Source organism: Microbacterium yannicii (assembly GCF_024055635.1).
GTDB lineage: Bacteria > Actinomycetota > Actinomycetes > Actinomycetales > Microbacteriaceae > Microbacterium > Microbacterium yannicii.
Genome location: NZ_JAMXMB010000025.1, coordinates 124837 through 151766, shown reverse-complemented (window position 1 = coordinate 151766; position 26930 = coordinate 124837). Strand labels below are relative to the sequence as shown.

General features: G+C 70.8%; 23 protein-coding genes and 1 pseudogene. 20 read left to right on the top strand and 4 right to left on the bottom strand.

Annotated elements, in window-relative coordinates:
* Window positions 1–48: 48 nt before the first annotated feature.
* Complete coding sequence (locus tag NCG93_RS10425) at window positions 49–873, bottom strand: SGNH/GDSL hydrolase family protein (RefSeq protein WP_241741838.1); 825 nt, start codon at window positions 871–873, stop codon at window positions 49–51.
* A gap of 160 nt (window positions 874–1033) precedes the next feature.
* Between NCG93_RS10425 and NCG93_RS10420 the strand changes: the two genes are divergently transcribed.
* The 12 genes from NCG93_RS10420 to NCG93_RS10365 all read left to right on the top strand — a co-directional run bounded on the left by NCG93_RS10420 (window position 1034) and on the right by NCG93_RS10365 (window position 17808).
* The gene (locus NCG93_RS10420) at window positions 1034–1924 is read left to right on the top strand and encodes a transglutaminase-like domain-containing protein (RefSeq protein ID WP_194413999.1); all 891 of its coding nucleotides are present in this window, start codon (window positions 1034–1036) and stop codon (window positions 1922–1924) included.
* A 91-nt stretch (window positions 1925–2015) separates the two neighbouring features.
* Window positions 2016–3683, top strand: coding sequence for an arginine--tRNA ligase (locus tag NCG93_RS10415; RefSeq protein ID WP_194413998.1), 1668 nt, complete (start codon window positions 2016–2018; stop codon window positions 3681–3683).
* 2 nt (window positions 3684–3685) lie between these two features.
* Window positions 3686–4507 carry an LmeA family phospholipid-binding protein gene (locus NCG93_RS10410; protein ID WP_194413997.1) on the top strand — a complete coding sequence of 274 codons (822 nt, stop codon included), beginning with the start codon at window positions 3686–3688 and terminating at the stop codon, window positions 4505–4507.
* A 166-nt stretch (window positions 4508–4673) separates the two neighbouring features.
* Window positions 4674–6143, top strand: coding sequence for a diaminopimelate decarboxylase (gene lysA / locus NCG93_RS10405; protein ID WP_194413996.1), 1470 nt, complete (start codon window positions 4674–4676; stop codon window positions 6141–6143).
* On the top strand, window positions 6140–7453 hold the full coding sequence (locus tag NCG93_RS10400) for a homoserine dehydrogenase (RefSeq protein ID WP_194413995.1): 1314 nt from the start codon (window positions 6140–6142) through the stop codon (window positions 7451–7453). The genes lysA and NCG93_RS10400 overlap by 4 nt, the downstream gene beginning before the upstream one ends.
* Before the next feature lie 20 nt (window positions 7454–7473).
* Entirely contained in the window at window positions 7474–8583 is a 1110-nt protein-coding gene (gene thrC, locus NCG93_RS10395) for a threonine synthase (RefSeq protein ID WP_194413994.1), read from the top strand.
* Window positions 8580–9545, top strand: a complete 966-nt coding sequence (gene thrB / locus NCG93_RS10390) for a homoserine kinase (RefSeq protein WP_252787507.1) — start codon at window positions 8580–8582, stop codon at window positions 9543–9545. The genes thrC and thrB overlap by 4 nt, the downstream gene beginning before the upstream one ends.
* A gap of 201 nt (window positions 9546–9746) precedes the next feature.
* Window positions 9747–12017 carry a transcription termination factor Rho gene (rho, locus tag NCG93_RS10385; RefSeq protein WP_194413993.1) on the top strand — a complete coding sequence of 757 codons (2271 nt, stop codon included), beginning with the start codon at window positions 9747–9749 and terminating at the stop codon, window positions 12015–12017.
* A 6-nt stretch (window positions 12018–12023) separates the two neighbouring features.
* Window positions 12024–13118 carry a peptide chain release factor 1 gene (gene prfA, locus NCG93_RS10380; RefSeq protein ID WP_284445014.1) on the top strand — a complete coding sequence of 365 codons (1095 nt, stop codon included), beginning with the start codon at window positions 12024–12026 and terminating at the stop codon, window positions 13116–13118.
* Between the two features lie 300 nt (window positions 13119–13418).
* On the top strand, window positions 13419–14375 hold the full coding sequence (locus NCG93_RS10375; protein ID WP_194413992.1) for a hypothetical protein: 957 nt from the start codon (window positions 13419–13421) through the stop codon (window positions 14373–14375).
* A gap of 169 nt (window positions 14376–14544) precedes the next feature.
* Window positions 14545–14943 carry a phage holin family protein gene (locus NCG93_RS10370; RefSeq protein WP_194413991.1) on the top strand — a complete coding sequence of 133 codons (399 nt, stop codon included), beginning with the start codon at window positions 14545–14547 and terminating at the stop codon, window positions 14941–14943.
* Window positions 14944–15015: 72 nt separating this feature from the next.
* Window positions 15016–17808 (top strand): helix-turn-helix transcriptional regulator, encoded by a 2793-nt coding sequence (locus NCG93_RS10365; RefSeq protein ID WP_194413990.1) that lies wholly within the window; start codon window positions 15016–15018, stop codon window positions 17806–17808.
* A 166-nt stretch (window positions 17809–17974) separates the two neighbouring features.
* On the opposite strand, the gene epsC is transcribed toward NCG93_RS10365, so the two are convergent.
* The 3 genes from epsC to cysK (NCG93_RS10350) all read right to left on the bottom strand — a co-directional run bounded on the left by epsC (window position 17975) and on the right by cysK (NCG93_RS10350) (window position 20538).
* Window positions 17975–18559, bottom strand: a complete 585-nt coding sequence (gene epsC / locus NCG93_RS10360) for a serine O-acetyltransferase EpsC (protein ID WP_194413989.1) — start codon at window positions 18557–18559, stop codon at window positions 17975–17977.
* Window positions 18556–19509, bottom strand: a complete 954-nt coding sequence (gene cysK, locus NCG93_RS10355) for a cysteine synthase A (RefSeq protein ID WP_194413988.1) — start codon at window positions 19507–19509, stop codon at window positions 18556–18558. Before cysK (NCG93_RS10355) ends, epsC begins: the two co-directional genes overlap by 4 nt.
* A gap of 90 nt (window positions 19510–19599) precedes the next feature.
* Window positions 19600–20538, bottom strand: coding sequence for a cysteine synthase A (gene cysK, locus NCG93_RS10350; protein ID WP_194413987.1), 939 nt, complete (start codon window positions 20536–20538; stop codon window positions 19600–19602).
* A gap of 202 nt (window positions 20539–20740) precedes the next feature.
* Here cysK (NCG93_RS10350) and prmC point away from each other — a divergent pair, with 202 nt between their 5' ends.
* The 8 genes and pseudogenes from prmC to NCG93_RS10310 all read left to right on the top strand — a co-directional run bounded on the left by prmC (window position 20741) and on the right by NCG93_RS10310 (window position 26853).
* Window positions 20741–21619: a peptide chain release factor N(5)-glutamine methyltransferase gene (gene prmC / locus NCG93_RS10345; protein WP_194413986.1), complete on the top strand. Its 879-nt coding sequence runs from the start codon at window positions 20741–20743 to the stop codon at window positions 21617–21619.
* A gap of 55 nt (window positions 21620–21674) precedes the next feature.
* A pseudogene (locus NCG93_RS10340) lies at window positions 21675–22361 on the top strand (L-threonylcarbamoyladenylate synthase); the annotation flags it as partial.
* 170 nt (window positions 22362–22531) lie between these two features.
* Entirely contained in the window at window positions 22532–23749 is a 1218-nt protein-coding gene (locus tag NCG93_RS10335) for an MraY family glycosyltransferase (RefSeq protein WP_194413985.1), read from the top strand.
* Entirely contained in the window at window positions 23746–24234 is a 489-nt protein-coding gene (locus NCG93_RS10330; RefSeq protein WP_194413984.1) for a Cg1360 family ATP-synthase-associated protein, read from the top strand. The genes NCG93_RS10335 and NCG93_RS10330 overlap by 4 nt, the downstream gene beginning before the upstream one ends.
* 167 nt (window positions 24235–24401) lie before the next feature.
* Complete coding sequence (gene atpB / locus NCG93_RS10325) at window positions 24402–25193, top strand: F0F1 ATP synthase subunit A (RefSeq protein WP_194414908.1); 792 nt, start codon at window positions 24402–24404, stop codon at window positions 25191–25193.
* Between the two features lie 46 nt (window positions 25194–25239).
* A complete protein-coding gene (gene atpE, locus NCG93_RS10320; RefSeq protein ID WP_159845304.1) occupies window positions 25240–25476 on the top strand; it encodes an ATP synthase F0 subunit C in 237 nt (78 codons plus the stop codon).
* 28 nt (window positions 25477–25504) lie between these two features.
* Window positions 25505–26062, top strand: coding sequence for a F0F1 ATP synthase subunit B (locus tag NCG93_RS10315; RefSeq protein ID WP_194413983.1), 558 nt, complete (start codon window positions 25505–25507; stop codon window positions 26060–26062).
* The gene (locus tag NCG93_RS10310) at window positions 26062–26853 is read left to right on the top strand and encodes a F0F1 ATP synthase subunit delta (RefSeq protein WP_194413982.1); all 792 of its coding nucleotides are present in this window, start codon (window positions 26062–26064) and stop codon (window positions 26851–26853) included. The genes NCG93_RS10315 and NCG93_RS10310 overlap by 1 nt, the downstream gene beginning before the upstream one ends.
* The last annotated feature ends 77 nt before the right edge of the window (window positions 26854–26930 follow it).

Sequence of the window (26930 nt, the reverse complement as noted above, 5' to 3'; positions counted from 1 at the left end):
CGCCTGGGATTCTTCGTTTATCCGGCGGCGACGCCGCGGACCCGCCGGTCACGGCGCGACGGTCTCCTCGTCGTGCGGGGCGTCGGCCACGACCGCGGCCTGCTGCTCCATGCGCTCGATCGCGTCCGCGACGCGCCCGGCGAGGTACGCATGGCCGTCCGTCGACGGGTGGTCCCGCCCGATCGGGCCGGTGTCGATGACGTCGAGGTAGTTGGCCGTGGTGATCCAGTCCTCGGCGATGGGCGAGATGTACCACCAGCCGCGTCCGGCGGCGAGCTCGCTGAGCTCGGCATCGATGGCGCGCGTCGCGCTCTCGACCGGCAGCACCTGCGGCGAGGGGCCCAGGACGACGATCGTGGCCTCGGGGTAGCGGGCCTCGAGCGCGTCCCACGCGGCGGTCACGGCATCCCGGTAACCGGTCGGGTACAGCTTGCGGTCGTTGATCGAGCCTTCGACGATGATGAGGTCGGGGTCGAGCGCCGGGTCGAGGGCGGCGATGCGCTCGCCGTAGGCCGGACCGTCGAGGCCGGGCTTCAGGTACCCGCTGCCGCGCACGCCGTTCACGACGGTCTCGACGCCGAGCTCGTCGGCGAGCAGGTATGCGAAGCCGAGGGTCGGCACTGTCGCCGCCGACCCGTAGACCCACGAGTCGCCGAACACGAGCACGCGCGCGTCGTCTTCGAGCACGAGAGGGGCGGGCGGAGCGGATGCCGCGACCGCGGCATCCCCTTCCGCCACAGCCACCGGGGCCACCGGCTCGGGCGCGCCCCAGGGTCGCAGGACCGCTACCGCGCACACCGCAGCGACGGCCAGCGCAGCGCCCAGCAGGGGGAGCCACAGCCGCCGTGCGCGAGTGCGGCCGGGCGCGTGCATGAGAAGAGGGTAAGTCATCGTTCGGGGAACACCGAACACGCGCCGTGAACAGGGGAATCCCTGGGGCGGATCCTGAGGTTCCGCACCATGGTCGGCCGCCCGTCGCCGAGCCTGTGGAACTCCGTGCCGGACAGCCTTCCCGGCGTGCGAGGATACTTCGGTGCAACGCGTCGTGACCGCTGAGATGGACCTCGAACTGGGGGCATCCGTCGACCTCATCTTCCAGATCGCGGCCGCCCAGGCAGTGCCGATCTCGAACGAGCAGCTGACGTTCACCCAGGGCGATCGCGTGTACACGCCGACCGAGATCGTCGACCAGTCCGGGAGCAGGCTGCACCGCCTCACGGGCGAGCCCGGTCGCCTCGAGATCCGCTACGAAGCGACCGTCGACGGCCAGGCGTCGACGAGCCGCACGAGCGACCTCGAGGCCATCACCTACCTCCGCCCGAGCCGCTACGCGCAGTCCGACGAGGTGTTCCAGCAGGCCCGCCGGCAGTTCAAGGGACTCTCCGGCCACGACCTCATCGCGGCGGTGTCGGAGTTCGTCTCGACGAGCACGACGTACACCCCCGGCCTCAGCCAGGGCACCGACAGTGCCGTGACCACCCTCATGACAGGGCAGGGCGTGTGCCGCGATTACGCGCACGTCGTGATCGCCCTGCTGCGAGCGATGGACATGCCGGCGCGCTACGCCGCCTGCTACGCGCCCGGATTGCGCCCCATGGACTTCCACGCCGTCGCCGAGGCATACCTGGACGGCGCCTGGTATGTGATCGACGCCACGCGGCTGTCGAACCGGCGGTCGCTGGTGCGCATCGCGACGGGACGGGATGCCGCGGACTGCGCCTTCCTCAGCTACCACGGCGGCTACGTCGGGCTGACGCGCCTGCATGTCGACGCATGGGCGGTCCCCGATGCGGCGCCCCTCGATGGACTGGCAGCCCTCCCGGCCGATCAGCCGGCCGTGGCCGGCTCGCCGGCCGCGATCGGAGAGGGCGTCTGGACCGATCCGGCTCTCGACGACTTCGGCGCGCTGGTGCAGATCTCCTGACGCCCCGCACGGCGTGAGCGAGTCGCCGGCTGACGCGCGCCGGACGCTCGCGACAGAACGTTCGGGACCCGGCGAATAGACTGGTGCGGTTATGAATCCCGAAGCCCTCTCCGTCGCCCTGCTCGCCGTCGTCGCCCCGCTCGCCGAGGCCCGACGACCCGGTGCGGCCGAGGGGCTCACCCCTGCCGACCTGCCGCTCGAGCGGCCCAAGAACCGTGACCACGGCGACTGGTCCTCCAATGCGGCACTCAAGCTGGCGAAGACCGTCGGTGCCGACCCGCGCGAGTTCGCCGCCGACATCGCTGCCGGCCTGGCCGCGGTCGACGGCGTCGCCGGTGTAGAGGTCGCGGGTCCCGGCTTCATCAACATCCGGCTGGATGCCGCGGCCGCCGGTGTGCTCGCGAAGACCATCGTCGATGCCGGCGCGGCGTTCGGCACCAACGAGTCGCAGCGCGGGAACACGATCAACCTCGAGTTCGTCAGCGCCAACCCGACCGGGCCGATGCACATCGGCCACACCCGGTGGGCGGCGCTCGGCGACTCCCTGGCGCGCCTGCTGCTGGCCAGCGGCGCCACCCTCGTCCGGGAGTTCTACGTCAACGACGCCGGTGCGCAGATGGACCGGTTCGGCCGCTCCGTTCTGGCGGCCGCGAAGGGTGAGCCGACCCCCGAGGGCGGCTACCCGGGTTCCTACATCGACGACCTGGCGCAGCGCGTCCTCTCCGCGGTGCCCGACCTGCTGTCTCTCCCGGCCGACGAACAGGCGGCGGTGGCGCGCGACCGCGCGTACGAGCTGCAGCTCGGCGACCTGCAGGCGTCGCTGGAGAAGTTCAACGTCCACTTCGACGTCTTCTTCAGCGAGCGCACGCTGCATGCGAAGGGACCGGGTGGCGAGCCCAGCCTCGTGGACGAGGCGGTGGACCGTCTGCGCGAGCAGGGCCACGTCTTCGACGAGGACGGCGCCGTGTGGGTCCGCACCACCGACTTCGGCGACGACAAGGACCGGGTCATCCGCCGCTCCAACGGCGAGTACACCTACTTCGCCGCGGACGCGGCCTACTACCTCAGCAAAGGCGACCGCGGCTTCGCGCACAAGATCTACCTGCTCGGCGCCGATCACCACGGCTACGTCCACCGTCTGAAGGCGCTCGCCGGCGCGGCAGGCGATGATCCCGAGAAGGACATCGAGGTGCTCATCGGCCAGCTCGTGTCGGTCAACGGGGCGCGCCTCTCCAAGCGCGCGGGCAACATCATCGAGCTCGACGACCTTCGCGACTGGATCGGCACCGATGCGCTGCGGTACTCGCTCGCGCGCTACCCCGCCGACTCGCCGCTGACCCTGGATCCCGAGATCCTCCGCAAGCGCACGAACGACAACCCGGTCTTCTACGTGCAGTACGCGCATGCGCGCACCCACAACGTCGGACGCCACGCCGCGGCGTCCGGAGTCGATCGCTCGCAGTTCGCACCCGAGCTGCTCACGCACGAGACCGAGTCGGCGCTCCTCGGCGCGCTGCAGGAGTTCCCGCGCATCGTGGGGTTCGCGGCCGAGGTGCGCGAGCCGCACCGGGTCGCCCGCTATCTCGAGGAGCTCGCCGGGCTGTATCACCGCTGGTACGACAACTGCCGCGTGATCCCCCTGGGCGACGAGCCCGTGGAGCCCGTCCATCGCACGCGTCTGTGGCTCAACGACGCCACGGGACAGGTTCTGCGCAACGGGCTCGACCTGCTCGGTGTCACCGCACCGGAACGGATGTAGACATGTCTCACGGCGACACGCAGGCGACGGAACCCCTTCCCGACGGAATGGTGCCCGCCGCCGAGCCGGCTCCCCGGCGCCGCGTGTGGCCGTGGATCGTGGCCTTCGCGATCGTCGCCGTGCTGGCGGTCGCCGCCTGGTTCGCGGCGGAGGCGATCGCGCGTCAGATCGTGACGGGCGTGGTGCGCGACCAGGTGCGCACGCAGCTGTCGCTGCCGGCCGATCAGCAGATCGACGTCGATGTCGCCGGAGCGGTGATCCCTCAACTCATCGGCGGCAGCATCGACGACCTCACGATCGCGTCCGACGACGTCACCTTCGGTGGCGTCACCGGCGACGTCACGGTGACGGCTCACGATGTGGCGGTGCGGGGCGACGGCGAGATGAGCGGCGCCACGGCGACCGTGTCGCTCGACGAGTCGCAGCTGCAGACGCTGCTGTCGACCGTCGAGGGCTTCCCCGCCGACACCGTCGGGCTGGCAGCTCCCAACGTCACCATGTCGCTGGACCTCCAGCTGTTCGGCGTCGCGATCCCCATCGGAGTCGCCCTCACACCGACCGCGGCCGACGGACAGGTCGTGCTCTCGCCCGCGTCGCTGCAGCTCGGCGGCTCGGAGGTGACCGCCGACGCGCTGCGCGACCAGTTCGGCAGGCTCGCCGACACCGTGTTGCGCGACTGGAACGTGTGCATCGCGCAGTACCTCCCGGCCGGCGTGGTGCTCACGGGCGTCGAGGTGGACGGCGACCTCCTGGTGGCCGATTTCGACGTCGACGGCTCGATCGCCACCGATCCCGCGCTGCAGGAGAACGGCACCTGCGCCTGAGCGGCCGCACGGCGTCACACGACACGAGGGGCCGGAGTCGTGTGCCCTAGACTTCTAGCACCGCCGGAGACCCGTGTCACCGCCAGAGCGTGACCCCTCCAGCAGGCAGAGCCGTACCACCATCCCCGGACGGCCACGCGTCGAAGCTCCCACCGATTGGTCCACCGTGTCCGCCGACCCGCATACCCGCTCCGTCGTTCCCGCATGGCTGGAGCGTCCCGACGACGCCAACGCCCTCGCCCCCGCGGTGTGGCCGGCGGCGGCCACCCGTGACGCGGCCGGTGTCCTCGAGCTCGGCGGGATCACCGCGACGGCGCTTCGCGAGCGCTTCGGCACGCCGCTCTACGTCATCGACGAAGACGAGGTGCGCGCGACCGCGCGGCGCGCGCTGGACGCCTTCCGTGCCGCGGCCGCGCTGCACGGCGCACAGGCCCGCGTCTACTACGCCGGCAAGGCGCTCCTGACCGCCGAGGTGGTGCGATGGGTGACCGACGAGGGGCTCGCCGTCGACGTCTGCACCGGCGGTGAGCTGGCGCTCGCGCTGGCGGCGGGAGCCGACCCTGCCCGACTCGGCTTCCACGGCAACAACAAGTCGGTGCCCGAGCTCGAGCGCGCCGTCGAGGCGGGCGTCGGGTCCATCGTCATCGACAGCCTCATCGAGATCGAGCGGCTGGGTGCCATCGTCCAGCGCCGAGGTGCGTCGCAGGCGGTGCTGCTGCGGGTCAACAGCGGCGTGCACGCCGAGACGCACGACTTCCTCGCGACGGCCCACGAAGACCAGAAATTCGGCTTCACGCTGACGGATGCCGCCGCCGCCGCCGCCCGCATCCGCGAGCTGGACGGTCTCCAGCTCGTGGGCCTGCACTGTCACATCGGCTCGCAGATCTTCGGCACCGCCGGCTTCGAGGAGTCCGCCGCGCGCCTCGTCGAGCTGCACGCCGAGCTGCGCCAGGGCGGCGAGCTGCCGGTGCTCAACCTCGGCGGCGGCTTCGGCATCGCCTACACGTCGGTCGACGACCCCACGCCGATCGAGGAGCTCGCGTTCGGCATCGCCGAGGCGGTGGCGCAGCAGTGCGAGGTGCGCGGCATCCCGGTTCCGAACCTCGCGTTCGAGCCGGGCAGGGCGATCGTCGGCCGCGCGGGCGTGACCCTGTACGAGGTGGGCACGACCAAGCCGGTCGCCCTCGGCGGCGACGTCAGCGGCGACGGCCTGACGCGCCTGTACGTCAGCGTCGACGGCGGCATGAGCGACAACGCCCGCCCGGCCCTGTACGGCGCCCAGTTCTCGGCGCGCATCGCATCGCGCGCGAGCGACGCCGATCCCGCCCTCGTGCGCGTCGTCGGAAAGCACTGCGAGTCGGGCGACATCGTGGTCGACGCGGAGTACCTCCCCGGCGATGTGTCACCCGGCGATCTGCTCGCCGTGCCCGCGACCGGCGCCTACTGCTTCTCGCTCGCGAACAACTACAACTACGTCCCGCGCCCGCCCATCGTGGCGCTGCGCGGGGGAGAGGCGCGCGTCATCGTGCGCGGCGAGACGATCGACGATCTGCTCGCCCGCGATGCCGGCCTCGCCGCGACCGTGTTCGATGCTGGGCGTCCTCTTCAGGACGCACCGATGGAAGGGACCGCATGACCGACTACCGCCGACTCCGCGTCGCGCTGCTGGGGGCCGGAGCCGTCGGCTCGCAGGTCGCCGCGCTGCTGCGCCAGCACGCCGACGAGCTCGCCGACCGGGCAGGAGCGCGGCTCGAGCTGGTCGGCATCGCGGTGCGCGACGTCGACGCCAAGCGCGACGTCGATCTGCCGTCCGAGCTGTTCACGACCGACGCGGACTCGCTGATCGTCGGCTCCGACATCGTCATCGAGCTCATGGGCGGCATCGAGCCGGCGCGCAGCTACCTGCTGCACGCGATCAACTCGGGTGCCGACGTCGTCACCGCCAACAAGGCGCTCCTGGCCACGCACGGTCCCGAGATCTTCGACGCGGCCGACCAGGTCGGCGCCGAGGTCTACTACGAGGCGGCAGCCGCCGGCGCGATCCCGATCATCCGCCCGCTCCGCGACTCGCTCGCGGGCGATCGCGTCCAGCGCATCATGGGCATCGTCAACGGCACGACGAACTACATCCTCGACCGCATGGACACGGAGGGCGCCGAGTTCTCCGACGTGCTCGCCGACGCGCAGCGCCTCGGGTACGCCGAGTCCGACCCGACGGCCGACGTCGAAGGCTACGACGCCGCTCAGAAGGCTGCGATCCTCGCGAGCCTCGCCTTCCACACCACGGTCCCGCTCGAGGCGGTGCACCGCGAAGGCATCACCGCCATCGACTCCTCCATGATGGATGCCGCGCGCCACGCCGGGTATGTCATCAAGCTGCTCGCCGTCTGCGAGCGCCTCACCGAGGCATCCGGAGAATCCATCTCGGTGCGGGTCTATCCCGCGCTCATCGACCGCGCGCACCCGCTCGCCAGCGTGCACGGCGCCAACAACGCGGTGTTCGTGCAGGCCGAGGCCGCCGGCAACCTGATGTTCTACGGCGCGGGCGCCGGCGGCGTGCAGACCGCATCGGCCGTCCTCGGCGATGTGGTGTCGGCGGCGCGCCGTCACATCGCGGGCGGGGTGGGCGTCGGCGAGTCCACGCTCGCGAATCTCCCCATCGTGCCCGTCGGCCGTGTCACCACGCGCTACCAGATCACGCTCGAGGTCGACGACCAGCCGGGAGTGCTCGCGACGGTCGCCGGCATCCTCAGCGACGGGCGCGTCTCGATCGCCACCGTCGAGCAGACGGTCGTGGAGTCGGGCGAGGGCGAGGGCGGCGTGGCCCGACTGGTGATCGGCACGCACAAGGCGTTGGAGCAGGACCTCAGCGAGACGGTGGACCGACTGGCCGCCAGCGGCGTGGTGGAACGCGTCGTCTCGGTTCTGCGGGTCGAAGGCAACTGACGGGTCTGAAGGAGACTGACATGGCACATGTTTGGCGCGGAGTCCTCCGCGAATACGCAGATCGCCTCGGCGTGACGGACACCTCGACCGTGGTCACGCTGGGAGAGGGCGGCACGCCGCTGCTGCCCGCCCCGGCGCTGTCGCGTCGCACCGGCACCGACGTGTGGGTGAAGTTCGAGGGCATGAACCCGACGGGCTCGTTCAAGGACCGCGGCATGACGGTCGCCGTCTCGCGCGCGATCGATCACGGCGCCAGGGCCGTCATCTGCGCGTCGACCGGCAACACGTCGGCCTCGGCCGCGGCCTACGCCGCGCACGCCGGCATCACGGCGGCAGTGCTCGTCCCTGAAGGCAAGATCGCCATGGGCAAGCTCAGCCAGGCCGTCGCCCACAACGGCCGTCTGATCCAGATCCGCGGCAACTTCGACGACTGCCTCGAGATCGCACGCGAGCTCGCCGACAACTACCCGGTGCACCTGGTCAACTCGGTCAATCCCGACCGGATCGACGGCCAGAAGACCGCCGCCTACGAGGTCGTCGAGCAGCTGGGCGACGCGCCCGACTTCCACTTCATCCCCGTCGGGAACGCGGGCAACTACACCGCCTACACGCGCGGCTACCGCGAAGAGGCCGACGCCGGCGTCTCGACACGAATTCCCCGCATGTTCGGCTTCCAGGCCGAGGGCTCGGCGCCGCTCGTGCGCGGCGAGGTCGTGCGCAACCCCGAGACGGTGGCCAGCGCCATCCGCATCGGCAATCCCGCATCCTGGGACCTCGCCCTCGAGGCGCGCGCCGCGACCGACGGCTACTTCGGCGCCATCGACGACGACCGCATCCTCGCCGCGCAGAAGCTCCTCGCAGGCGAGGTCGGCATCTTCGTCGAGCCGGCGTCGGCGATCAGCGTCGCAGGGCTCCTCGACCGCGTCGAGGCCGGCGTCGTGCCGCAGGGCGCTCGCGTCGTGCTGACGGTCACCGGCCACGGTCTCAAGGACCCGCACTGGGCGCTGCGCAACGCGGACGGCTCGGAGGTCGAGCCCACCGTGGTCGACGCCACGACGTCGGAAGTGGCATCCGTCCTCGAACTGGCGCCCGCCGCCCAGCCTGCCGAAGCCCAGGGACCGCGGGCGTGACCGCAGCCGTCGTGCCCGCGTCCGGCTCGAGTGCCCTCGCTGGGCGCCGGGTCGTGGTGCGGGTTCCGGCGACGAGCGCGAACCTCGGACCGGGCTTCGACACGCTCGGCCTGGCGCTCAGCCTCTACGACGAGCTCGACGTGACCGCGCTGCCCGAGGGGCAGCTCGAGATCGAGGTCGAGGGGGCGGGCGCCGCTGACGTGCCGCGCGACGCGTCGCACCTGGTGGTGCGGGCGATCGCCTACGCGTACGAATCCGCCGGGCGACGGATGCCGGGGCTCCGCCTCGTCGCCCGCAACGTCATCCCGCACGGGCGCGGACTCGGCTCCTCGGGTGCCGCGGTGGTCTCGGGCCTGCTGGCGGCCAGGGGCCTGCTCGAGGGCGATGTGGAGCTCGGTCCCGATGCTCTGCTGCGACTGGCGACCGAGCTCGAGGGCCACCCCGACAATGTCGCGCCCGCGCTGTTCGGCGGTCTCACGATCGCCTGGGTCGACGACGGCGGACCCCAGCACAAGAAGCTGCTGGTCCACCGCGGAGTGTCGCCCCTCGTGCTCGTGCCCGAGTTCACGATGTCGACCAAGCTCGCGCGCAGCCTGCAGCCCACACAGGTGCCGCGCGAGGACGCCGTCTTCAACGTCTCTCGTTCGGCGCTGCTCATCGCGGCCCTCACTCAGAGCCCCGAGCTGCTGCAGGCGGCCACCGAGGACAAGCTGCACCAGAACTACCGTGCGAGCGCCATGCCCGAGACCGACGGTCTCGTGCGGGCGCTGCGCGCGCAGGGCTTCGCGGCGGTCGTGTCAGGGGCGGGGCCGAGCGTGCTCGTCCTCGCCGACGGCCCGGGGCGGCGCCTCGAGGCGGCGGCTCTCGCGGCCGCCGTGACCGACACTCCCTGGGAGGCGCTCATGCTCGCCGTCGACTTCAAGGGTGGTACAGTGAGGGAGTACGCGGAGGGTTCCACGTAATACGTGAATCTGGCCTCCGTCGCAAATCTGCGAAACCACCGCACGGCATTCTGACCTGCCGACGTCCGCTGAGCACCCTCGCGGTCCCTCACCCCGTCGGCGGGTGTTTCGACAGGCGTGACAACTGATCGAGACGGGCAGACGCCACCCGCAGTGCTGTGCGATCGTGCACAATCGTTCGTTTTTCACAAGGGAGAACTCGTGGAGTCCATCTCCGAGGTCCATGCCGACGTTCCGGCCGACGAGCGCGCGGAAGCGCCCGAGGCTGTCGAGAACGCCGAGACCATCGAAGCCCCGGCCGAGGCCGTGGCAGACGACGCCGTGATCGAGGCCGTCGTCGAAGAGGCTGTGGCCGAAGCCATCGTGGCTGATGCCGTCGCCGACGAGGCGGTCGTCGAGGCGGTCGCCGCCGAAGCGGTCGCCGAAGAGGCTGTCGCCGAGGCGATCGTCGCCGAGGATGCCGGCGATCCGGGCGCCGCCGAGGCCGCCGAGGCCGTGGCCGAAGAGGCCGTCGCCGAGGCGATCGTCGCCGACGCGGTCGCGGAAGAGGCTGTCGCTGAAGCGGCTGTCGCCGACGCCGTGGCCGCCGAGGTCGTGGCGGAAGCGGTGGCCGAGGCCCCCGCGAAGGCGCCGCGCAAGCGCGCGCCGCGCCGTGCCAAGAGCTCGGATGTCCCCCCGGCCGAGCCTGTCGAGGCTCCCGCGGAGGCTCCGGTCGAGGCGGCACCCGCCGAGGCGGCACAGGCCGACGTCGCACAGGCGGAGGTCGCGCAGGCGGACGCCGCAGCCGATGTCGCGCCGACCGACACCGAGGCAGCCCCTGCGGCTGCCGGCCCGCGGCGTCGCCAGGGTCGCGGCAGCGCGCAGGCGCGGTCTGCGGAGGGTACAGAGGCCGCGACCGCCGAGGAGGCACCCGCCGCCGAGTCGACCGATGGCGTCGAGCAGCCTGCCGAGCAGTCCGGCGAGGGCGAGAACGACGGCGCCGAGGCGTCAGGTCGTGGACGCAGCCGCAGCCGGAGCCGCAGCCGCAACCGCAACACCCAGGGTGGTCAGAACCAGAACGCCCAGGGTGGTCAGAACCAGAACGCCCAGAACCAGGGCGGTCAGGGCGCTCAGTCGCAGAACGCCCAGGGTGGTCAGAACCACAACGCGCAGCCGGCGACCGAGTCCAAGGGCGAGGCCCTCGAGGACGACCAGCAGTCGCAGGGCAACGGGCGTGGCCGCCAGCGCAACAAGCGCCGCGGCACGCAGGCGACCGGTGACGAGTTCGACACCGAGATCGGCGAGGACGACGTCCTCATCCCGATCGCCGGCATCCTCGACGTGCTCGACAACTACGCGTTCGTCCGCACCTCCGGCTACCTGCCCGGCCCGAGCGACGTCTACGTCTCCCTCGGCCAGGTCAAGAAGTACAACCTGCGCAAGGGCGACGCCGTCGTGGGTGCGATCAAGCAGCCGCGCGAGGGCGAGCAGTCCAGTCGCCAGAAGTACAACGCGCTCGTCAAGGTCGACGCGGTCAACGGTCTGTCGGTCGACGACGCCGCGACCCGGGTGGAGTTCGGCAAGCTGACGCCGCTGTACCCGCAGGAGCGTCTGCGCCTCGAGACCGGCCCCGAGAAGCTGACGCAGCGCATCATCGACCTCGTCGCGCCGATCGGCAAGGGTCAGCGCGGTCTCATCGTCGCGCCGCCCAAGGCGGGCAAGACGATCGTGCTGCAGCAGATCGCCAACGCGATCTCGACCAACAACCCCGAGGTCCACCTCATGGTCGTGCTGGTCGACGAGCGGCCCGAAGAGGTCACCGACATGCAGCGCACGGTCAAGGGCGAGGTCATCGCGTCGACCTTCGACCGTCCGGCCGAGGACCACACCACCGTCGCCGAGCTCGCCATCGAGCGCGCGAAGCGCCTGGTGGAGCTGGGTCGCGATGTCGTCGTGCTGCTGGACTCGATCACGCGTTTGGGCCGTGCGTACAACATCTCGGCGCCCACCTCGGGCCGTGTGCTCACCGGTGGCGTCGACGCGTCGGCACTGTATCCGCCCAAGCGCTTCTTCGGCGCCGCACGCAACATCGAGAACGGCGGATCGCTCACGATCCTCGCGACCGCGCTTGTCGAGACCGGCTCCAAGATGGACGACGTGATCTTCGAGGAGTTCAAGGGCACCGGCAACAGCGAGCTGCGCCTGTCGCGCCAGCTCGCCGACAAGCGCATCTTCCCGGCGGTCGACGTCAACGCGTCGAGCACCCGCCGCGAGGAGATGCTGCTCTCGCCCGACGAGGTCAAGATCACCTGGAAGCTGCGTCGCGCGCTGGCGGGTCTCGACCCGCAGCAGGCGCTCGAGGTCGTGCTCGGCAAGCTGAAGGAGACGTCGTCGAACGTCGAGTTCCTCGTGCAGATGCAGAAGTCGATCCCGGCTCCCACCACCGGTCACAGCGGCGGACGCAGCCACGCGGACGACAACAGCATCCGCTGATCCCCGATGGTCGAACCCGCGATGTTCGATTCCGTCCGGGCGCTGATCGACGAGCACCGCGCGGTGCAGGAGGAGCTCTCCGACCCCGCGGTGCACGCCGATGCCGCGCGCGCCAAGCGCGTCAACCGGCGCTACGCCGAGCTGTCGCGCATCGTGAAGGCGCACGAGGACTGGCTGGCGGCATCCGATGATCTGGATGCCGCCCGCGAGCTCGCCCGTGACGACGAGGCGTTCGCCGAAGAGGTGCCCGCCATGGAGGCGCGCCTCGGCGAGACGCAGGAGCGGCTCCGCCGCCTGCTGATCCCGCGCGACCCCGATGACGCGCGCGACGTGATCATGGAGATCAAGCAGGGTGAGGGCGGCGCCGAGTCGGCGCTGTTCGCCGCCGATCTGCTGCGCATGTACCTGCAGTACGCCGCGTCGAAGGGCTGGAAGACCGAGCTCCTCGAGCGCAACGAGTCCGACCTCGGCGGCTACAAGGACGTCCAGGTCGCGATCAAGGGCTCCTCGTCCGATCCCGCTCAGGGCGTCTGGGCGCACCTGAAGTACGAGGGCGGTGTGCATCGCGTGCAGCGGGTGCCGGCGACCGAGTCGCAGGGGCGGATCCACACGTCGACCACCGGGGTGCTGGTGTTCCCCGAGGTCGACGAGCCCGAAGAGATCCACATCGACCCGAACGACCTAAAGATCGACGTGTTCCGCTCGTCGGGTCCGGGCGGTCAGTCGGTCAACACGACCGACTCGGCGGTGCGCATCACCCACGTGCCGAGCGGGATCGTCGTGTCGATGCAGAACGAGAAGTCGCAGCTGCAGAACCGCGAGGCCGGCATGCGCGTGCTGCGCGCACGCCTGCTCGCCAAGCAGCAGGAGGAGCTCGACGCGGCGGCGTCCGATGCCCGTCGCTCGCAGATCCGCGGCATGGACCGGTCCGAGCGCATCCGCACGTACAACTTCCCCGAGAACCGCATCGCCGACCACCGCACCGGCTACAAGGCGTACAACCTCGACCAGGTCATGGACGGCGCCCTCGAGCCGATCATCGAGTCGGCGATCGCCGCCGACGAGGAGGCGCGCCTCGCCGCCCTCGGCGGCGACGCCTGACCCGCGCCGCGCCGCCCCGGCGGCGCCTGACCCGCGCCGCCCCGGCGGCGACGCCTGACGCGCGCCGCCCTCTGTGTTCTCCTCCGTTCGCCGGCGCGGCGGTTCATCTCCGTCGAACGCTGCCAGCGGCGCCTCCACCGCGGCATTCGACGGAGACGAACCCCGGTGTGCCGGGAGGCCCCGCCCCGCGCGAACCTACGCGCCGGTCCTGGGTGAACGCAGGGCAGGGGGCAAGACAGCGACGAGAGGGGCTGTGGAGAACGCCGATCGGGCCGCGCGGATGTGCGCGAGAGTGAGGGGATGCCGCGCCACGCCCTTCCGCAGGAGATGGGACTCTCGTTCCGCGTGGGGGAGGCGCGGCGTGCGGGGGTCCGCCGCGCGCGCCTGGACGCGCCCGACCTCGAGCGGATCTTCCACGGCGGGAGGGTCCGGCGCGAGCGGTTCGGCGTCGCGGACGACGAACCTCCGTGGGTGCGCGAACGCCACGACCTCGAGCGAAGGATCGCCGCGTACCTTCCGCTCCTTCCCGCGGGCGCCTTCTTCACCGGCCCTACCGCGGCCCATCTCTGGGAGGCGCCCCTTCCGATGGGCATCCACGACAGGTTGCATGTCGCGGTCCACCATCCCCGGACGGCTCCGCTTCGCGCCGGCATCCGTGGTGTGCAGGTGCTTCCGCGTATGGCTCGCGTGGTGACGCGGCACGGCATCCCCGTGACGGATCCGGGCACGACCTGGGCATCGCTCGGAGGCACGCTCGGACTCTACGACCTCGTCGCGGTGGCGGATGCGCTCATCCGCGTGCCGCGCCACCCGGGCGGCTTCCGGCCTCCCGAGCGTGCGCCGTTCGCCTCTCGAGAAGACCTCGCGTTCGCACTCGCCGCCGGCCGGCGCCGCGGGGCGCCGCTGCTTCGTGCAGCGCTCGAGCGGGCTCGCACCGGAGCGTCGAGCCGGCAGGAGTCGCGCTTGCGCCTCGTTCTCGTCGACGGCGGGCTTCCCGAGCCCGTGCTCGACCACGACGTCTTCGGCCCGCTGGGCTTCGTCGGCTGCCTCGACGCCGCCTACCCCGACCGACGAGTGGGCATCGAGTACGAGGGCGACGGACACCTGACCCGTGCGCAGCTCGAGCGCGACATCGACAAGTACGAAGCACTCGCCGCGCTGGGATGGCGCATCGTGCGGCTCACCAGCCATCACATCGACCGGGCGCCGGGCGAGGCCGTGCGTCGCGTCCGCGCCGCCCTCTCCCAGCACCGCTGAGCCCGCCCTCTCCACCTCACCTCAAGAAGCCCTGCTTCATCTCCGTCAATTGCGCACGCTACGCCCTGTCGCAACGTCATTCGACGGAGATGAACACACGGTTGAGCGGGCGGAACCCGAGGGGGAGGGATGCTGCGGGGGAGGGATGCCGCGGCGCTAGGGTGAGGGCGTGCTCACGTTCCTCATCCGCGCCCTGATCTTCCTCGTGTCGGCGGCGCTCGGCCTCATCGTCGCCGACCTGATCCTGCCGGGCTTCACCCTCCACTGGGACGACTGGTGGGGCATCGTCCTCGCGGTCGTGATCTTCGCGGTGCTGCAGAGCATCCTGGCGCCCTGGTTGTTCAAGATCACGCGGCGCCATGCCAACGCGCTCATCGGCGGCATCGGCCTGCTCTCTACCTTCGTCGCACTTCTCATCGCGGTGCTGATCCCGGCAGCCGGCATCGGCATCAACGGCCCCGTGGCGTGGATCATCGGGACGCTCATCGTCTGGCTGGTGACGGCGCTCGCGACGTGGCTGTTGCCTCCCCTGTTCATCAAGAACAAGGTGCAGGACCGCCGCAGCTGACGACCAAAATAGGGATTCCTCCCGATCCCCGGCGGCCTCCTGAGGCACCAGGCTGATGGGATGATGGGCGGTATGCAGATCGGCCGCGTTCCCCTCGTCGGTCGCCAAGCGGATCTCGATGCGCTGCGCGCCGAGATGGCCGCCGTGGATGAGCGCGGGCGAGCCGTCGTCGTGTCGGGTGATGCCGGCATGGGCAAGACGCGTCTTCTGCGCGACTTCACGGAGTCGCTCGACGACGGGGTCATCGTCGTGCGCGGCGCGTCCGTCGACTCGGGTTCGGGTCCGGCGCCCCTCACTGCCGTCACCGATCTGCTGCGTGATCTCGTCGATGCGCTCGGAGCGGATGCCGTGCGCGAGGCGGCCGGGCCGGCCGGCGACGCACTCGGTGTGCTCGTTCCCTCGCTGGCCGAGACCGCCGGCGATGCCGAGCGGCTCGCGGATGTCGTCGTCGAGCTGTTCTCGGAGCTCTCGCGCACCCACCGCCTGGTCGTCGTCATCGAAGATCTGCACTGGTCCGACAGCACGACGTGCGAGATCGCTGCCCGGCTGGTACGGCGCGCTGCCGCACTTCCGCTGTTCGTGCTGCTGACGTATCGCACCGACGACGTCGGCCGGCGGCATCCGCTGCGCCCCGTGCTGGCTGAACTCGACCGCGCCCGGCTGCTCACGCATCGCCCGCTCGCGCGTCTCAGCCCCGCCGAGGTCGGCGCGCTCGCCACGGCGGTGCACGGCGACACGCTCGCCGCCGACGTGCTGCACGACATCGCGGCGCGCAGCGAGGGCATCCCGTTCTATGTCGAGGAGCTGGCGAGCTTCTCGAACGAGCGACTGCCGGTATCGCTGCGTGATGTGCTGCTGCTGCGCTACGAGCGATTGGATGCCGAGGCCCGGCGTTTCACGCGGGTACTCGCCACCGGCGGGGTGGAGGTGCCCGACCCCGTGCTTCGGGCGGTCTTCGGGGGCGACGAGTCGGAGCTGGAATCCGCGGTCCGCTGTGCCGTCGACGCGCAGGTCGTCGTCGTGCGGGGCGACGCGTACGCGTTCCGCCACGCCCTCATGCAGGAGGCGGTGTACGCCGAACTCCTTCCCACTGAGCGCACGCGCCTGCATACCGCGTACGCGACGGCGCTGGAGGCAGCGGAGCCCACCGCCCGGGTCCTTGCCGACATCGCACACCACTGGCTGGCCGCGCACGTCCCCGATCGGGCGCTGTCGGCGGCTGTGGCGGCGCAGCGCGCCGCGAGCGCGGCATCTGCATGGTCCACGGCAGCAGAGGCGGGGGAGCGGGCCATGGAGCTGTGGAGCGCCGTGGCCGATCCGGAGGCGGTCAGCGGGATGTCGCGCGTCGAGGTGCTGCGGCTCACGGCGGCCGCGCTCCTGTCGGCGAACCGGAACGACCGTGCGCTCGCCTTCGCACGGGAGGCGGTCGCCCTCTGGCCGGAAGAGGACGTGGTCGGACGTGCCGCGATGCTCGGCGAACTCGCCGCCATCGAGTTCCAGGCCGGCGTATCGCACGGCGTCGAGAGCATCGAGCAGGCGCTGGCGATCCTGGGAGACGATCAGCGCCACGACGTGCAGCGGGCGGGACTGCTCCTCGATTCGGCGCGTGTGCACATGCTCAACGGGCGTCACGGCTTCGGCGCCGAGGTCGCGGCGCGGGCGGCCGCCACGGCGGAATCCGGAGCGGCCGCCGGGGACCGCTTCGCCGCGGAGATCATGGTGCAGGCGCTGCTGATCGCGGCCACCTGCCGCACGACGGCCGGCGACGCGAGCGGCCTTGCGCTGTTCGCCCAGGCGCGCGCCCAGGCGGGCGGCTTCGTCCGCGCGATGATGCGCTACTACATCAACTACTCCAACGGGCTGATGCTGGTCGGCCGGTATGACGAAGCGATCGCGATCGCCCGCGAGGGGCACGAGTACGGCCGCACCCACGTCGCGGATCTCGGCCCGCTCGTGATGATCGAGGCCAACATGATCGAGGCGCACATCTACTCCGGCCGGCTGCGCGAGGCCGAAGAGCTGGGCGGCCTGCTCCCGATGATCGAGCCCGGCCTGTACTCGGCATTCCTGCGCGAGCGGCTGGTGTGCCTGGCGATCTGGCGTGGGCACATCGACGGCGCAGAGGCGGCTCTGGATGCCGCGCGCCGCGAACTCGACATGTTCGGCGCCTACGAATTCCAGACCCGGTTCGGCATGGCCTACGACCTGGGGGAGCTGGCGCTCGCCCGCGGCGATGCGCACGCGGCGCTGTCGCATGCGCGAGCGGCGTGGGAGACGCCCGCCGGCGGCGTGCTCGCCCTGCCGCTGACGGCTGTGGCGGCCCGTGCGGTCGCGATGCTCCGTGCGCGCGGCGACGATGCCGACATCGAGCCGTACCGCGCGGTGCTGGCGTCCTTCGCGGACTGGCCCGTGGCGCCGCTGTGGACGGCGGTCTTCGCGGCGGAGCTCGGCGAGCGCTCCTGGGAATCCGCGGTCGACGCCGTCGGGCCCGCCTACATCCGCGCGTACGCGCGGGTGCGGCACGGCGAGGAGCTCGTTGCCGCCGGCGACCGCACGGCCGCGCGCGACGTCCTGGCGGCGGCCGCCGCCTACGCGGATCAGCTCGGCGCCGACGGCCTCGCCACCCGCGCCCAGCACGTGATGACGGATGCCGGACTCACGGGTGACGCGTCGCGCTCAGTGCTCACCGCCCGCGAGGAGCAGGTGCTCGAGCTCGTCGCCGAGGGGCTGAGCAACGGCCAGATCGCGGAGCGCCTCTACATCAGCGCCAAGACCGTCTCGGTGCACGTCACGGCGATCCTCCGCAAGCTCGATGCACCCTCACGCACCGCCGCCGCGGCGATCCACCGGCGCACAGCCGCCTGAAGGCACGGCTGGGTCGCGACACTGCTGCGTGACGACACAGCTGCGTGACGACACAGCTGCGTGACGACACAGCTGCGTGACGACACAGCTGTGTGAAGACACTGCTGCGTGACGACACTGCTGCGTGAGGACCGCGGGCCGCGGCATCCGTTCTCCGCAGGATCGGTCAGATGTGGTATTCGGGCGTCGTCAGCAGGGCGCGCGTGTCGTCGCCGCTGCGGCGCGCGCGCGGCTTGGCGGGCACACCGACAAGCACGGAGTCGGCGGGTGCGTCCTTCGTGACGACGGCGTTGGCGCCGACCACCGATCCCGCGCCGATCGTGATCGGCCCGAGGATCTTCGCGCCGGCGCCGACCGCGACCCCGTCCTCGATCGTGGGGTGCCGCTTGCCGCCCTCGCGCTGGCGCCCGCCGAGGGTGACGCCGTGATAGAGCATGACGTCGTCGCCGACCTCGGCGGTCTCGCCGATCACGACGCCCATGCCGTGGTCGATGAAGAAGCGGCGGCCGATGGTGGCGCCGGGGTGGATCTCGATGCCGGTGAGCCAGCGCGTGACCTGCGACCCGGCGCGCGCGATGAACCGCACGTCGCGCGTCCAGAGCGCGTGCCACACGCGGTGGGCCCAGATGGCGTGCAGGCCCGGGTACAGCACGGCGATCTCGAGGCCGCCGCGCGCCGCGGGGTCGCGCAGCTTCGCCGCCGCGACGTCTTCGCGCACGCGCGCGAAGAATCCGATGCGCTCGTCGGTCATTTCGACTCCTCCTCGGGGTCGCGCAGGTGCGCATACAGGGCGGTCGAGAGGTAGCGCTCTCCCGAGTCGGGCACGATCACGACGATGCGCTGACCGGCCGCCTCCGGGCGCGCCGCGATCTGCAGTGCCGCCCAGACGGCGGCGCCCGCCGACATCCCGGCGAGGATGCCTTCGCGGGTGGCGAGCTCACGGGCGACGCGGATCGCGTCGTCGAACTCGACGTCGAAGATCTCGTCGACGACGGAGCGGTCGAGCACGTCCGGCACGAAGTTCGGGCCGATGCCCTGGATGCGGTGGCCGCCGGCGCGGCCCTCCGTGAGCACGGGGGAGTCCTTCGGCTCGACGAGGACGACCTTCGCGGCGGGATTGCGCTCCTTGAGCACCTGACCGACGCCGGTGATGGTGCCTCCCGTGCCCGAGCCCGCGACGAACCAGTCGACGCGGCCGTCCGTGTCGCGCCAGATCTCCTCGGCCGTGGTCTGGCGGTGGATTGCGGCGTTCGCCTCATGCTCGAACTGGCGGGCGAGGATCGCTCCCGGCGTCTCGTCGACGATGCGCTTGGCGGCGTCGACGGCCTCGGTCATGCCCTTGTACGGGTCGGTGAGGACGAGCTCCGCGCCGAAGGCCTTCAGAAGAGTCCGGCGCTCCTTCGACATGGAGGCGGGCATCGTGAGGATGACCTTGTAGCCGCGCGCCGCACCGATGAGAGCGAGCGCGATGCCGGTGTTGCCGCTCGTGGACTCGACGATCGTGCCGCCGGGCTGCAGCTCGCCGGCCGCCTCGGCGGCCTCCACGAGGGCGTAGCCGAGGCGGTCCTTGACCGACGATCCGGGGTTGTAGAACTCCAGCTTGGCGAGCACCTCCGCGCCGAGACCCTCGGTGAGCGCGTTGAGGCGCACCAGCGGGGTCTCTCCGAATGCGGTGGTGATGTCGGGATGGATGCCGGGCACGTGGTGCTCCTCGGTTCGGGCGGCGCGGGAAGACGGCGACGGCGCGCCGGCGCCCGAACGGGTCGGGGGACCGGCGCGCCGTCGTCAGATTCAATCCTCGCGCAGATCCTCGAACAGCGCGGTCGACAAGTAGCGCTCGCCGAACGACGGGATGATGACGACGATGTTCTTGCCCTCCGCCTCGGGACGGGCGGCGACCTGCAGGGCGGCCCAGATGGCGGCGCCCGACGAGATGCCGACGAGGATGCCGTCCTTCTCGCCGACCGCGCGCGCGGTGGAGATGGCGTCGGGGAACTCGACGTCGATGACCTCGTCGATCACGCTCTGGTCGAGGATCTCGGGCACGAAGTTCGGCCCGATGCCCTGGATCTTGTGCGGCCCGGGGGTGCCCTTGGTGAGAAGCGGGGAATCGGCCGGCTCGACGGCGATGACCTTGGCGCCCGGCACGCGCTCCTTGAGCACCTGCCCGACACCGGTGATCGTGCCGCCCGTGCCGATGCCGGCGACGAAGTAGTCGACCTGGCCGTCGGTGTCGCGGAGGATCTCCTCGGCGGTGGTCTTGCGGTGGATCTCGGGGTTCGCCTCGTTCTCGAACTGACGCGCGAGCACCGCGCCCGGGATCTCGGCGACGAGCTCCTCGGCCTTGGCGACCGCGCCCTTCATGCCGCCGGCGGGGTCGGTGAGCACGAGCTCGGCTCCGTAGCCCTTCAGGAGCAGGCGGCGCTCGATCGACATCGAGGAGGGCATCGCCAGCACGACGCGGTAGCCGCGGGCAGCGCCGACCATCGCGAGCGCGATGCCGGTGTTGCCGCTGGTGGCCTCGACGATGGTGCCGCCCGGCTGCAGCTGACCGGATGCCTCGGCGGCGTCGACGATGGCGATGCCGAGACGGTCCTTCACGCTGGAGGCGGGGTTGTAGAACTCGAGCTTCGCCAGCACGTTCCCGCCGACACCCTCGGCGACGCGGTTCAGGCGCACGAGCGGCGTATTGCCGAAGGCGGAGGTGATATCGGGATGGATGCCGGTCATGTCGGGGCCTTTCGCGGGTTCACGGCTGGTCGAGCAACAGCCTAGGGGGCGGGTTTTCGTGTGAGTCCTTCTGTGACGAAAGCCTGGTCGTGCCCGGGTACCCTTGCGCGCCGGCCGGCAGGCGGGCACGCGTCCCACGTCCGCGGCGAGAGCGTCCGGCAGACCGGGAGCACCGGAAGCCGGGCCTAAAGTGGATGCGGTCATGGCTTCTCCCGACGATCCCGCATCCCTCTCCGACGCGCTCAGTCGCGCGGCCGCGCGCCTGGCGGCCGCCGGCATCACCGATCCCGCCGTCGACGCCGAGCTGCTGGCCGGCTTCGTCCTCGACGCCGGCCGCGGGGGAGTGCAGGCCGCCGCCTTCCGCGGCGACCTGATCGCCGAGGCGGATGAGCGCCGGCTCGACGAGCTGGTCGCGCGTCGAGCCACGCGCGAGCCGCTCCAGCACATCACCGGGACCGCACCCTTCCGCCACCTCGAGCTGCGCGTGGGGCCCGGCGTCTTCGTGCCGCGCCCGGAGACGGAGATGGTCGCGCAGCTGGCGATCGACGCACTCCGAGCCGCGGCATCCGCTTCTCCCATTGCCGTGGATCTCGGCACCGGCAGCGGCGCGATCGCCCTCGCGATGGCGACCGAGGTGCCGCACGCGCGGGTGTTCGCCGCCGAGAACTCGGTCGACGCCTACGTCTGGACGAAGGAGAACTTCGCGCATGTGGGCGCCGACAACGCGACCCTCGCGTTCATCGACCTCGCCCGCGCATTCCCCGAGCTCGACGGGACCGTGTCGGTGGTGGCATCCAACCCGCCGTATGTTCCGGATGCCGCGATCCCGCGGGATCCGGAGGTGCGGCTGTTCGACCCTCCGGCTGCGCTCTACGGGGGAGAGGACGGCCTCGACGTCGTCCGCGTGCTGAGCCGGGTCGGCCTGCGCCTGGCGCATCCCGGCGGCACCATCGTGATCGAGCACGGTGAGTGGCAGGGAGAGGCGATCCGCCGGATCCTCGCGGCCGACGGCTGGCGCGCGGCGGCGACGCACCCCGACCTCACGATGCGCGACCGCGCCACGACCGCGCTGCATCCCTGACCCCTTCCCGTCTCGCAACGTTCGCGCGGCACGCGCAATTAGACTGTCGGGCGACATGTCCCCCATCTTCGACTGCCGTGACGAGGCGCAGCTGCTCACCGGCATGCGCCAGGCCCGCCAGGCCATCGCCCGGGGCGAGCTCGTCGTCCTGCCCACCGACACCGTCTACGGCGTGGCCGCCGACGCCTTCGACCACCAGGCCGTCGCACGCCTGCTCGCGGCCAAGGGGCGCGGGCGTCAGTCGCCGCCACCCGTGCTGGTCGCCGGGGTCACGACGCTGCGTGCGCTCGTCGCCGAGGTTCCCGAACCGATCGAGCGTCTCATCGAGGAGTTCTGGCCGGGCGGTCTCACCATCGTGCTGCCTGCTCAGCCGTCGCTCTCGTGGGACCTCGGTGAGACGCGCGGCACGGTGGCGGTGCGCATGCCCGCTCACCGCATCGCGCTCGAGCTCCTGGAGGAGACCGGCCCGCTCGCCGTGTCGAGCGCGAACCTCACCGGACAGCCCGCCGGCATCACCGCGGAGGATGCGCAGGGGATGCTGAAGGACAGCGTCGCCGTGTACCTCGGCGACGGGCCCTCCAAGACAGGCGTCCCGTCGACGATCATCGACGCGACGAGCCTCATCGGCGGCACGGAGCCGAAGGTGCGGGTGCTCCGGGAGGGTGCGGTGAGCCGCGCGCAGCTGCGCGACGTGCTCGGAGACCTGCTCGAGCCCGACCCGGGCTCCGAAGCCGACGCCTCCGCGGACTCCGGGGCGTCGCCCGATCCCGAGTCCTCATCCGCTCCCGAGCCGGGGGCAGAGCCCGCCGAGTCCGGCGTCTCTGCGACCTCGCACGCGATCGGTGACGGCGGGGGGACGGATGCCGCACCCGAACCGGCCCCCGCGCCCGAGGCGCCGGAGCCGGGCCGCTCGTGAAGCAGTACGTCTTCACGATCCTCCTCACGGCGGCGATCACTTTCGTCCTGTCGTGGGCGGTGTGGCGCGTCAGCCTCCGGTACAAGCTGTATCCCGGCATCCGCGAGCGGGATGTCCACAAGACGCCGACCCCCCGCCTCGGCGGCATCGCGATGTTCCTGGGCGTGCTGGCGGCGTTCGCGATGTCGTCGCAGCATCCGTACTTCGCCATCGTGTGGGCGCATCCCCAGCAGATGTACGCCCTGCTGGGAGCGACGGCGCTCATCGTGGTCGTCGGTGTGCTCGACGACGTCTGGGACCTCGACTGGATGATCAAGCTCGGCGCGCAGTTCCTCGCCGCCGGGGTCATCGCGTGGTTCGGCCAGCTGCAGATCTACACGCTGCCGCTCGGCGGCATGACGATCTTCTCCAGCTGGGCGAGCTTCACGCTCACGGTGTTCTCGATCGTCGTCGTGATGAACGCGGTGAACTTCATCGACGGGCTCGACGGCCTCGTCGCGGGCGTGTGCCTGATCGCCAACGTGGTGTTCTTCGCGTACTCCTACATGGTCTTCCGCGACATCGGCTCGAGCACCTACTTCACGCTGTCGTCCCTCATCGCGGCGGTGCTCATCGGCGCGTGCATCGGCTTCCTGCCGCTCAACTGGAGCCCGGCGCGACTGTTCATGGGCGACTCCGGCGCGCTCATGCTGGGGCTGCTGATGGCGTGCTCGGCGATCTCGATCACCGGCAACTTCGACCCCGCGATGATCGCCGACAACGACGCCTTCGGCCGGTCGCAGCTGCTCGGTGCGTTCATCCCCATCCTGCTGCCGGTGGTGGTGGTGCTGCTGCCGCTGCTGGACTTCGGGCTGGCCGTCGTGCGGCGGATGAGCCGGGGCAAGTCCCCGTTCTCGCCCGATCGCAAGCATCTGCATCACCGCATGCTCGACATGGGGCACACCGACCGCGACGCCGTCCTCATCTTCTACGCATGGACCGCGCTCGTGAGCCTTTCCGTGCTGCTGATGTACATCGGCACCACGCTGGAGTGGCCGGGCGACTACCTCTTCGGCGTGCTCTACGGCGTGGTCGGCATCGCCGCCTGCCTCGTCGTCACCTTCATGCCCTCGTACCGCCGCGCCGCCCGCGCGACGGCCGCCCGCGCGACCGTCGCGCCGGCATCGCCCCGGCCGCAGCCTGATCCTGCGCCCGCACCGGAGGACGCCCGATGAGCTCCAGTCCCGTATCCAGCACCCCGATCCTTCGCACCGTCCTGGTGTGGTCCGGGACGGTGACGGCGGTGCTCGCGGTCGTCGGCGCCGTCGTGGGCTTCCTCGTCGCCGGGACGACCGGGCTCTGGAGCGCGCTCGCGGGCGTGCTCGTCGCCGCGGTCTTCCTCGGCATCACCGGCGCGAGCATCCTGATCGCCAACCGGTGGTACGGCAATGAGCTCTACGTGCCGATCTTCTTCGGGATCGTGATGGGCGGCTGGATCCTGAAGTTCGTGGTGTTCATCGCCATCCTCTTCATCCTGCGCGGGCAGCCCTGGATCGAGCCCGCCGTCTTCTTCGTCGCGCTCGTCGCGAGCGTGCTCGCCTCGCTCGCGATCGACGTCGTGGTGATGCTGCGGATGCGCGTGCCGAACGTGAGCGATGTGGAACTGCCGACCGACCCCGATGCCGGGGATCGGACCGACGGTCACACCGAGACCCGCTGATCCGCGCCGGCGCGGATTCAGCGACCTCACAAGTTTGATAGGCTGAACGAGCGCCCGCCCACTCGCTCTGCGAGGACTTGCGGAGTGACGCTCATCGACCATCGTCGCAACGGTTTTACACCGGTGCCCCGAAGCTGGAGCCAGCGCTGTTTACTCATGCTGCGACCCTGATCGCCCCCATTGCCGCGGACGCTCCGCCCGAGTTCCACGGCCCCTCGATTGATGAGTTCTTCCCGGAGATCCTCTTCAACCTGGCAGGCGTTCCGATCACTCGGATCCACCTGATCCAGTTCCTTGCAACGATCGCCGTCGTGGTGATCTTCTGGCTCGGCACCCGCCGCATGCGCGTGGTCCCCGGCCGGTTCCAGAGTCTCGTCGAGATGGGCCTGGACTTCGTCCGCGTCAACATCGGCGAAGACCTGCTCGGCAAGAAGGACGCCCAGCGCTTCCTTCCGATCCTCACGACGATGTTCTTCATGATCCTGTTCATGAACATCACGGGCATCATCCCGTTCCTGAACATCGCCGGAACGAGCATCATCGCGGTGCCGCTGACGCTCGCGATCGTGAGCTACGTCACGTTCATCTATGCCGGCATCAAGAAGAGCCCGAAGAACTTCTTCAAGAACTCGCTCTTCCCATCCGGCGTGCCGTGGCCGATCTACATCATCGTGACGCCGATCGAGCTGATCTCGACGTTCATCATCCGGCCCATCACGCTGACGCTGCGACTCCTGATGAACATGATGGTCGGTCACCTCCTCCTGGTGCTCTTCTTCGCTGCGACGCAGTTCTTCATCATCGACATGGGGGGCTGGTGGACGGTGCTCGGCGCGGGCAGCCTCGCATTCGGCTTCGTCTTCACCCTGTTCGAAATCCTGGTGGCCGTCCTCCAGGCGTACGTCTTCGCCCTTCTCACCGCGGTCTACATCCAGCTCGCGGTCGCCGAAGAGCACTGATACGGGACGGCCGGAAGGCCGCCCACAACCGAAAGGAAACACCCCCGTGGACGCAACTACGGTTCTCGCAGAGGTCTCCGGCTCGATCGCGACCGTCGGATACGGCCTCGCCGCCATCGGCCCGGCCATCGGCGTGGGCATCGTCGTCGGCAAGACGATCGAGGGCGTGGCTCGTCAGCCCGAGCTCGCCGGCCGGCTGCAGGTTCTCATGTGGATCGGTATCGCCTTCACCGAGGCGCTCGCCTTCATCGGCATCGCGACCGGCTTCATCTTCGGCTTCTGATCCCGATAACCAGTCTTAAGGAGACAGGATGCTGAACGCTCTTGTCACGTACGCCGCGGAAGAGGGTGCCGAAGCGCACAACCCTCTGCTTCCCGCCTGGTACGACATCATCTGGTCGTCGGTGTGCTTCATCGTCATCCTCGTCATCTTCTGGAAGGTCGCCCTTCCCCGGATGAAGAAGCTGCTCGACGAGCGCTCCGCAGCGATCGAAGGCAACATCGCGAAGGCCGACGAGGCCCAGCGCAAAGCCGAGGCGGCGCTCGAGGAGTACACCGCGCAGCTCGCCGAGGCTCGCCAGGAGGCCGGTGAGATCCGCGATGCCGCCCGTGAGGACGGCAAGAAGATCGTCGCCGAGGCGCGGGAGACCGCTGCCGCGGAGGCCACTCGTCTGACGACGACCGCACACTCCCAGATCGAGGCCGAGCGCCAGACCGCGCTCGTGTCGCTGCGCAGCGAGGTGGGCTCGCTCGCCCTCGACCTCGCGGGCGGTGTGATCGGTGAGACGCTGTCCGACGACAAGAAGGCTCAGGCCGTCGTCGACCGCTTCCTCGCGGAGCTCGAAGAGTCCGAAGGGGCGAAGGCGTAATGGGCAGCGCGTCCACTCAGGCCCTCGCGGCGACGACGGCGGCGCTGCGCGCCGCGTCGGGCGTCGACCTCGACGTCGCCGGCGAGCTGTTCGCCGTCGCGCGCGCCGTGGGCGACTCGTCGCAGCTGAGCGGCGCGCTCGCCGACTCGGCTGCGCCGGCCGAGGCCCGTCGTCAGGTCGTCGCCGATGTGTTCGGCAGGGCCGTGAAGCCCACGACGGCGTCGCTGCTGACGACCGCCGTCGAGCAGCGCTGGTCATCGGCCGACGATCTCGTCGATGGCATCGAGGAGCTCGCGGTGCGCGCAGCGGCGGTCGCCGACGCGGGCGCCGATGTCGAGGCCGAGCTGTTCGCCCTGACGCGCACGGTGGCAGAGAACCCCGAGCTCGAGCTCGCGCTCGGGCGTCGGCTGGGCGACTCCGCCGCGAAGGGCGCGCTTGTCGAGACGCTGCTCAAGGGGCGCGCGAGCGCGGGGGCGACGCTGATCGCGGCATCCCTCGTCCAGCAGCCGCGCGAGCGACGCATCCGCCAGCTGCTGACGCGCGCGACCGACATCGTCGCCGACCAGCGCAACCGGGCCGTCGCGACGGTCGTGGCCGCAGCGCCCCTGAACGCGGTGCAGAGCGAGCGGCTCACCGCCGCCCTGTCCAAGCGCTACGGGACGCCGGTGTCACTGAACACCATCGTCGACCCGACGGTCGTCGGCGGCCTGCGCGTGCAGATCGCGGACGACGTCATCGACGCGAGCGTGTCGGCGCGACTGGCCGACCTCCGTCAGCGGCTCGCCGGCTGACACAGACTTCCCACGCGGAGCCGAGACAGGAACCGCGCGGAGCTTTCGGGGCCGAGGCCCCATGAACGAAGGAAAAC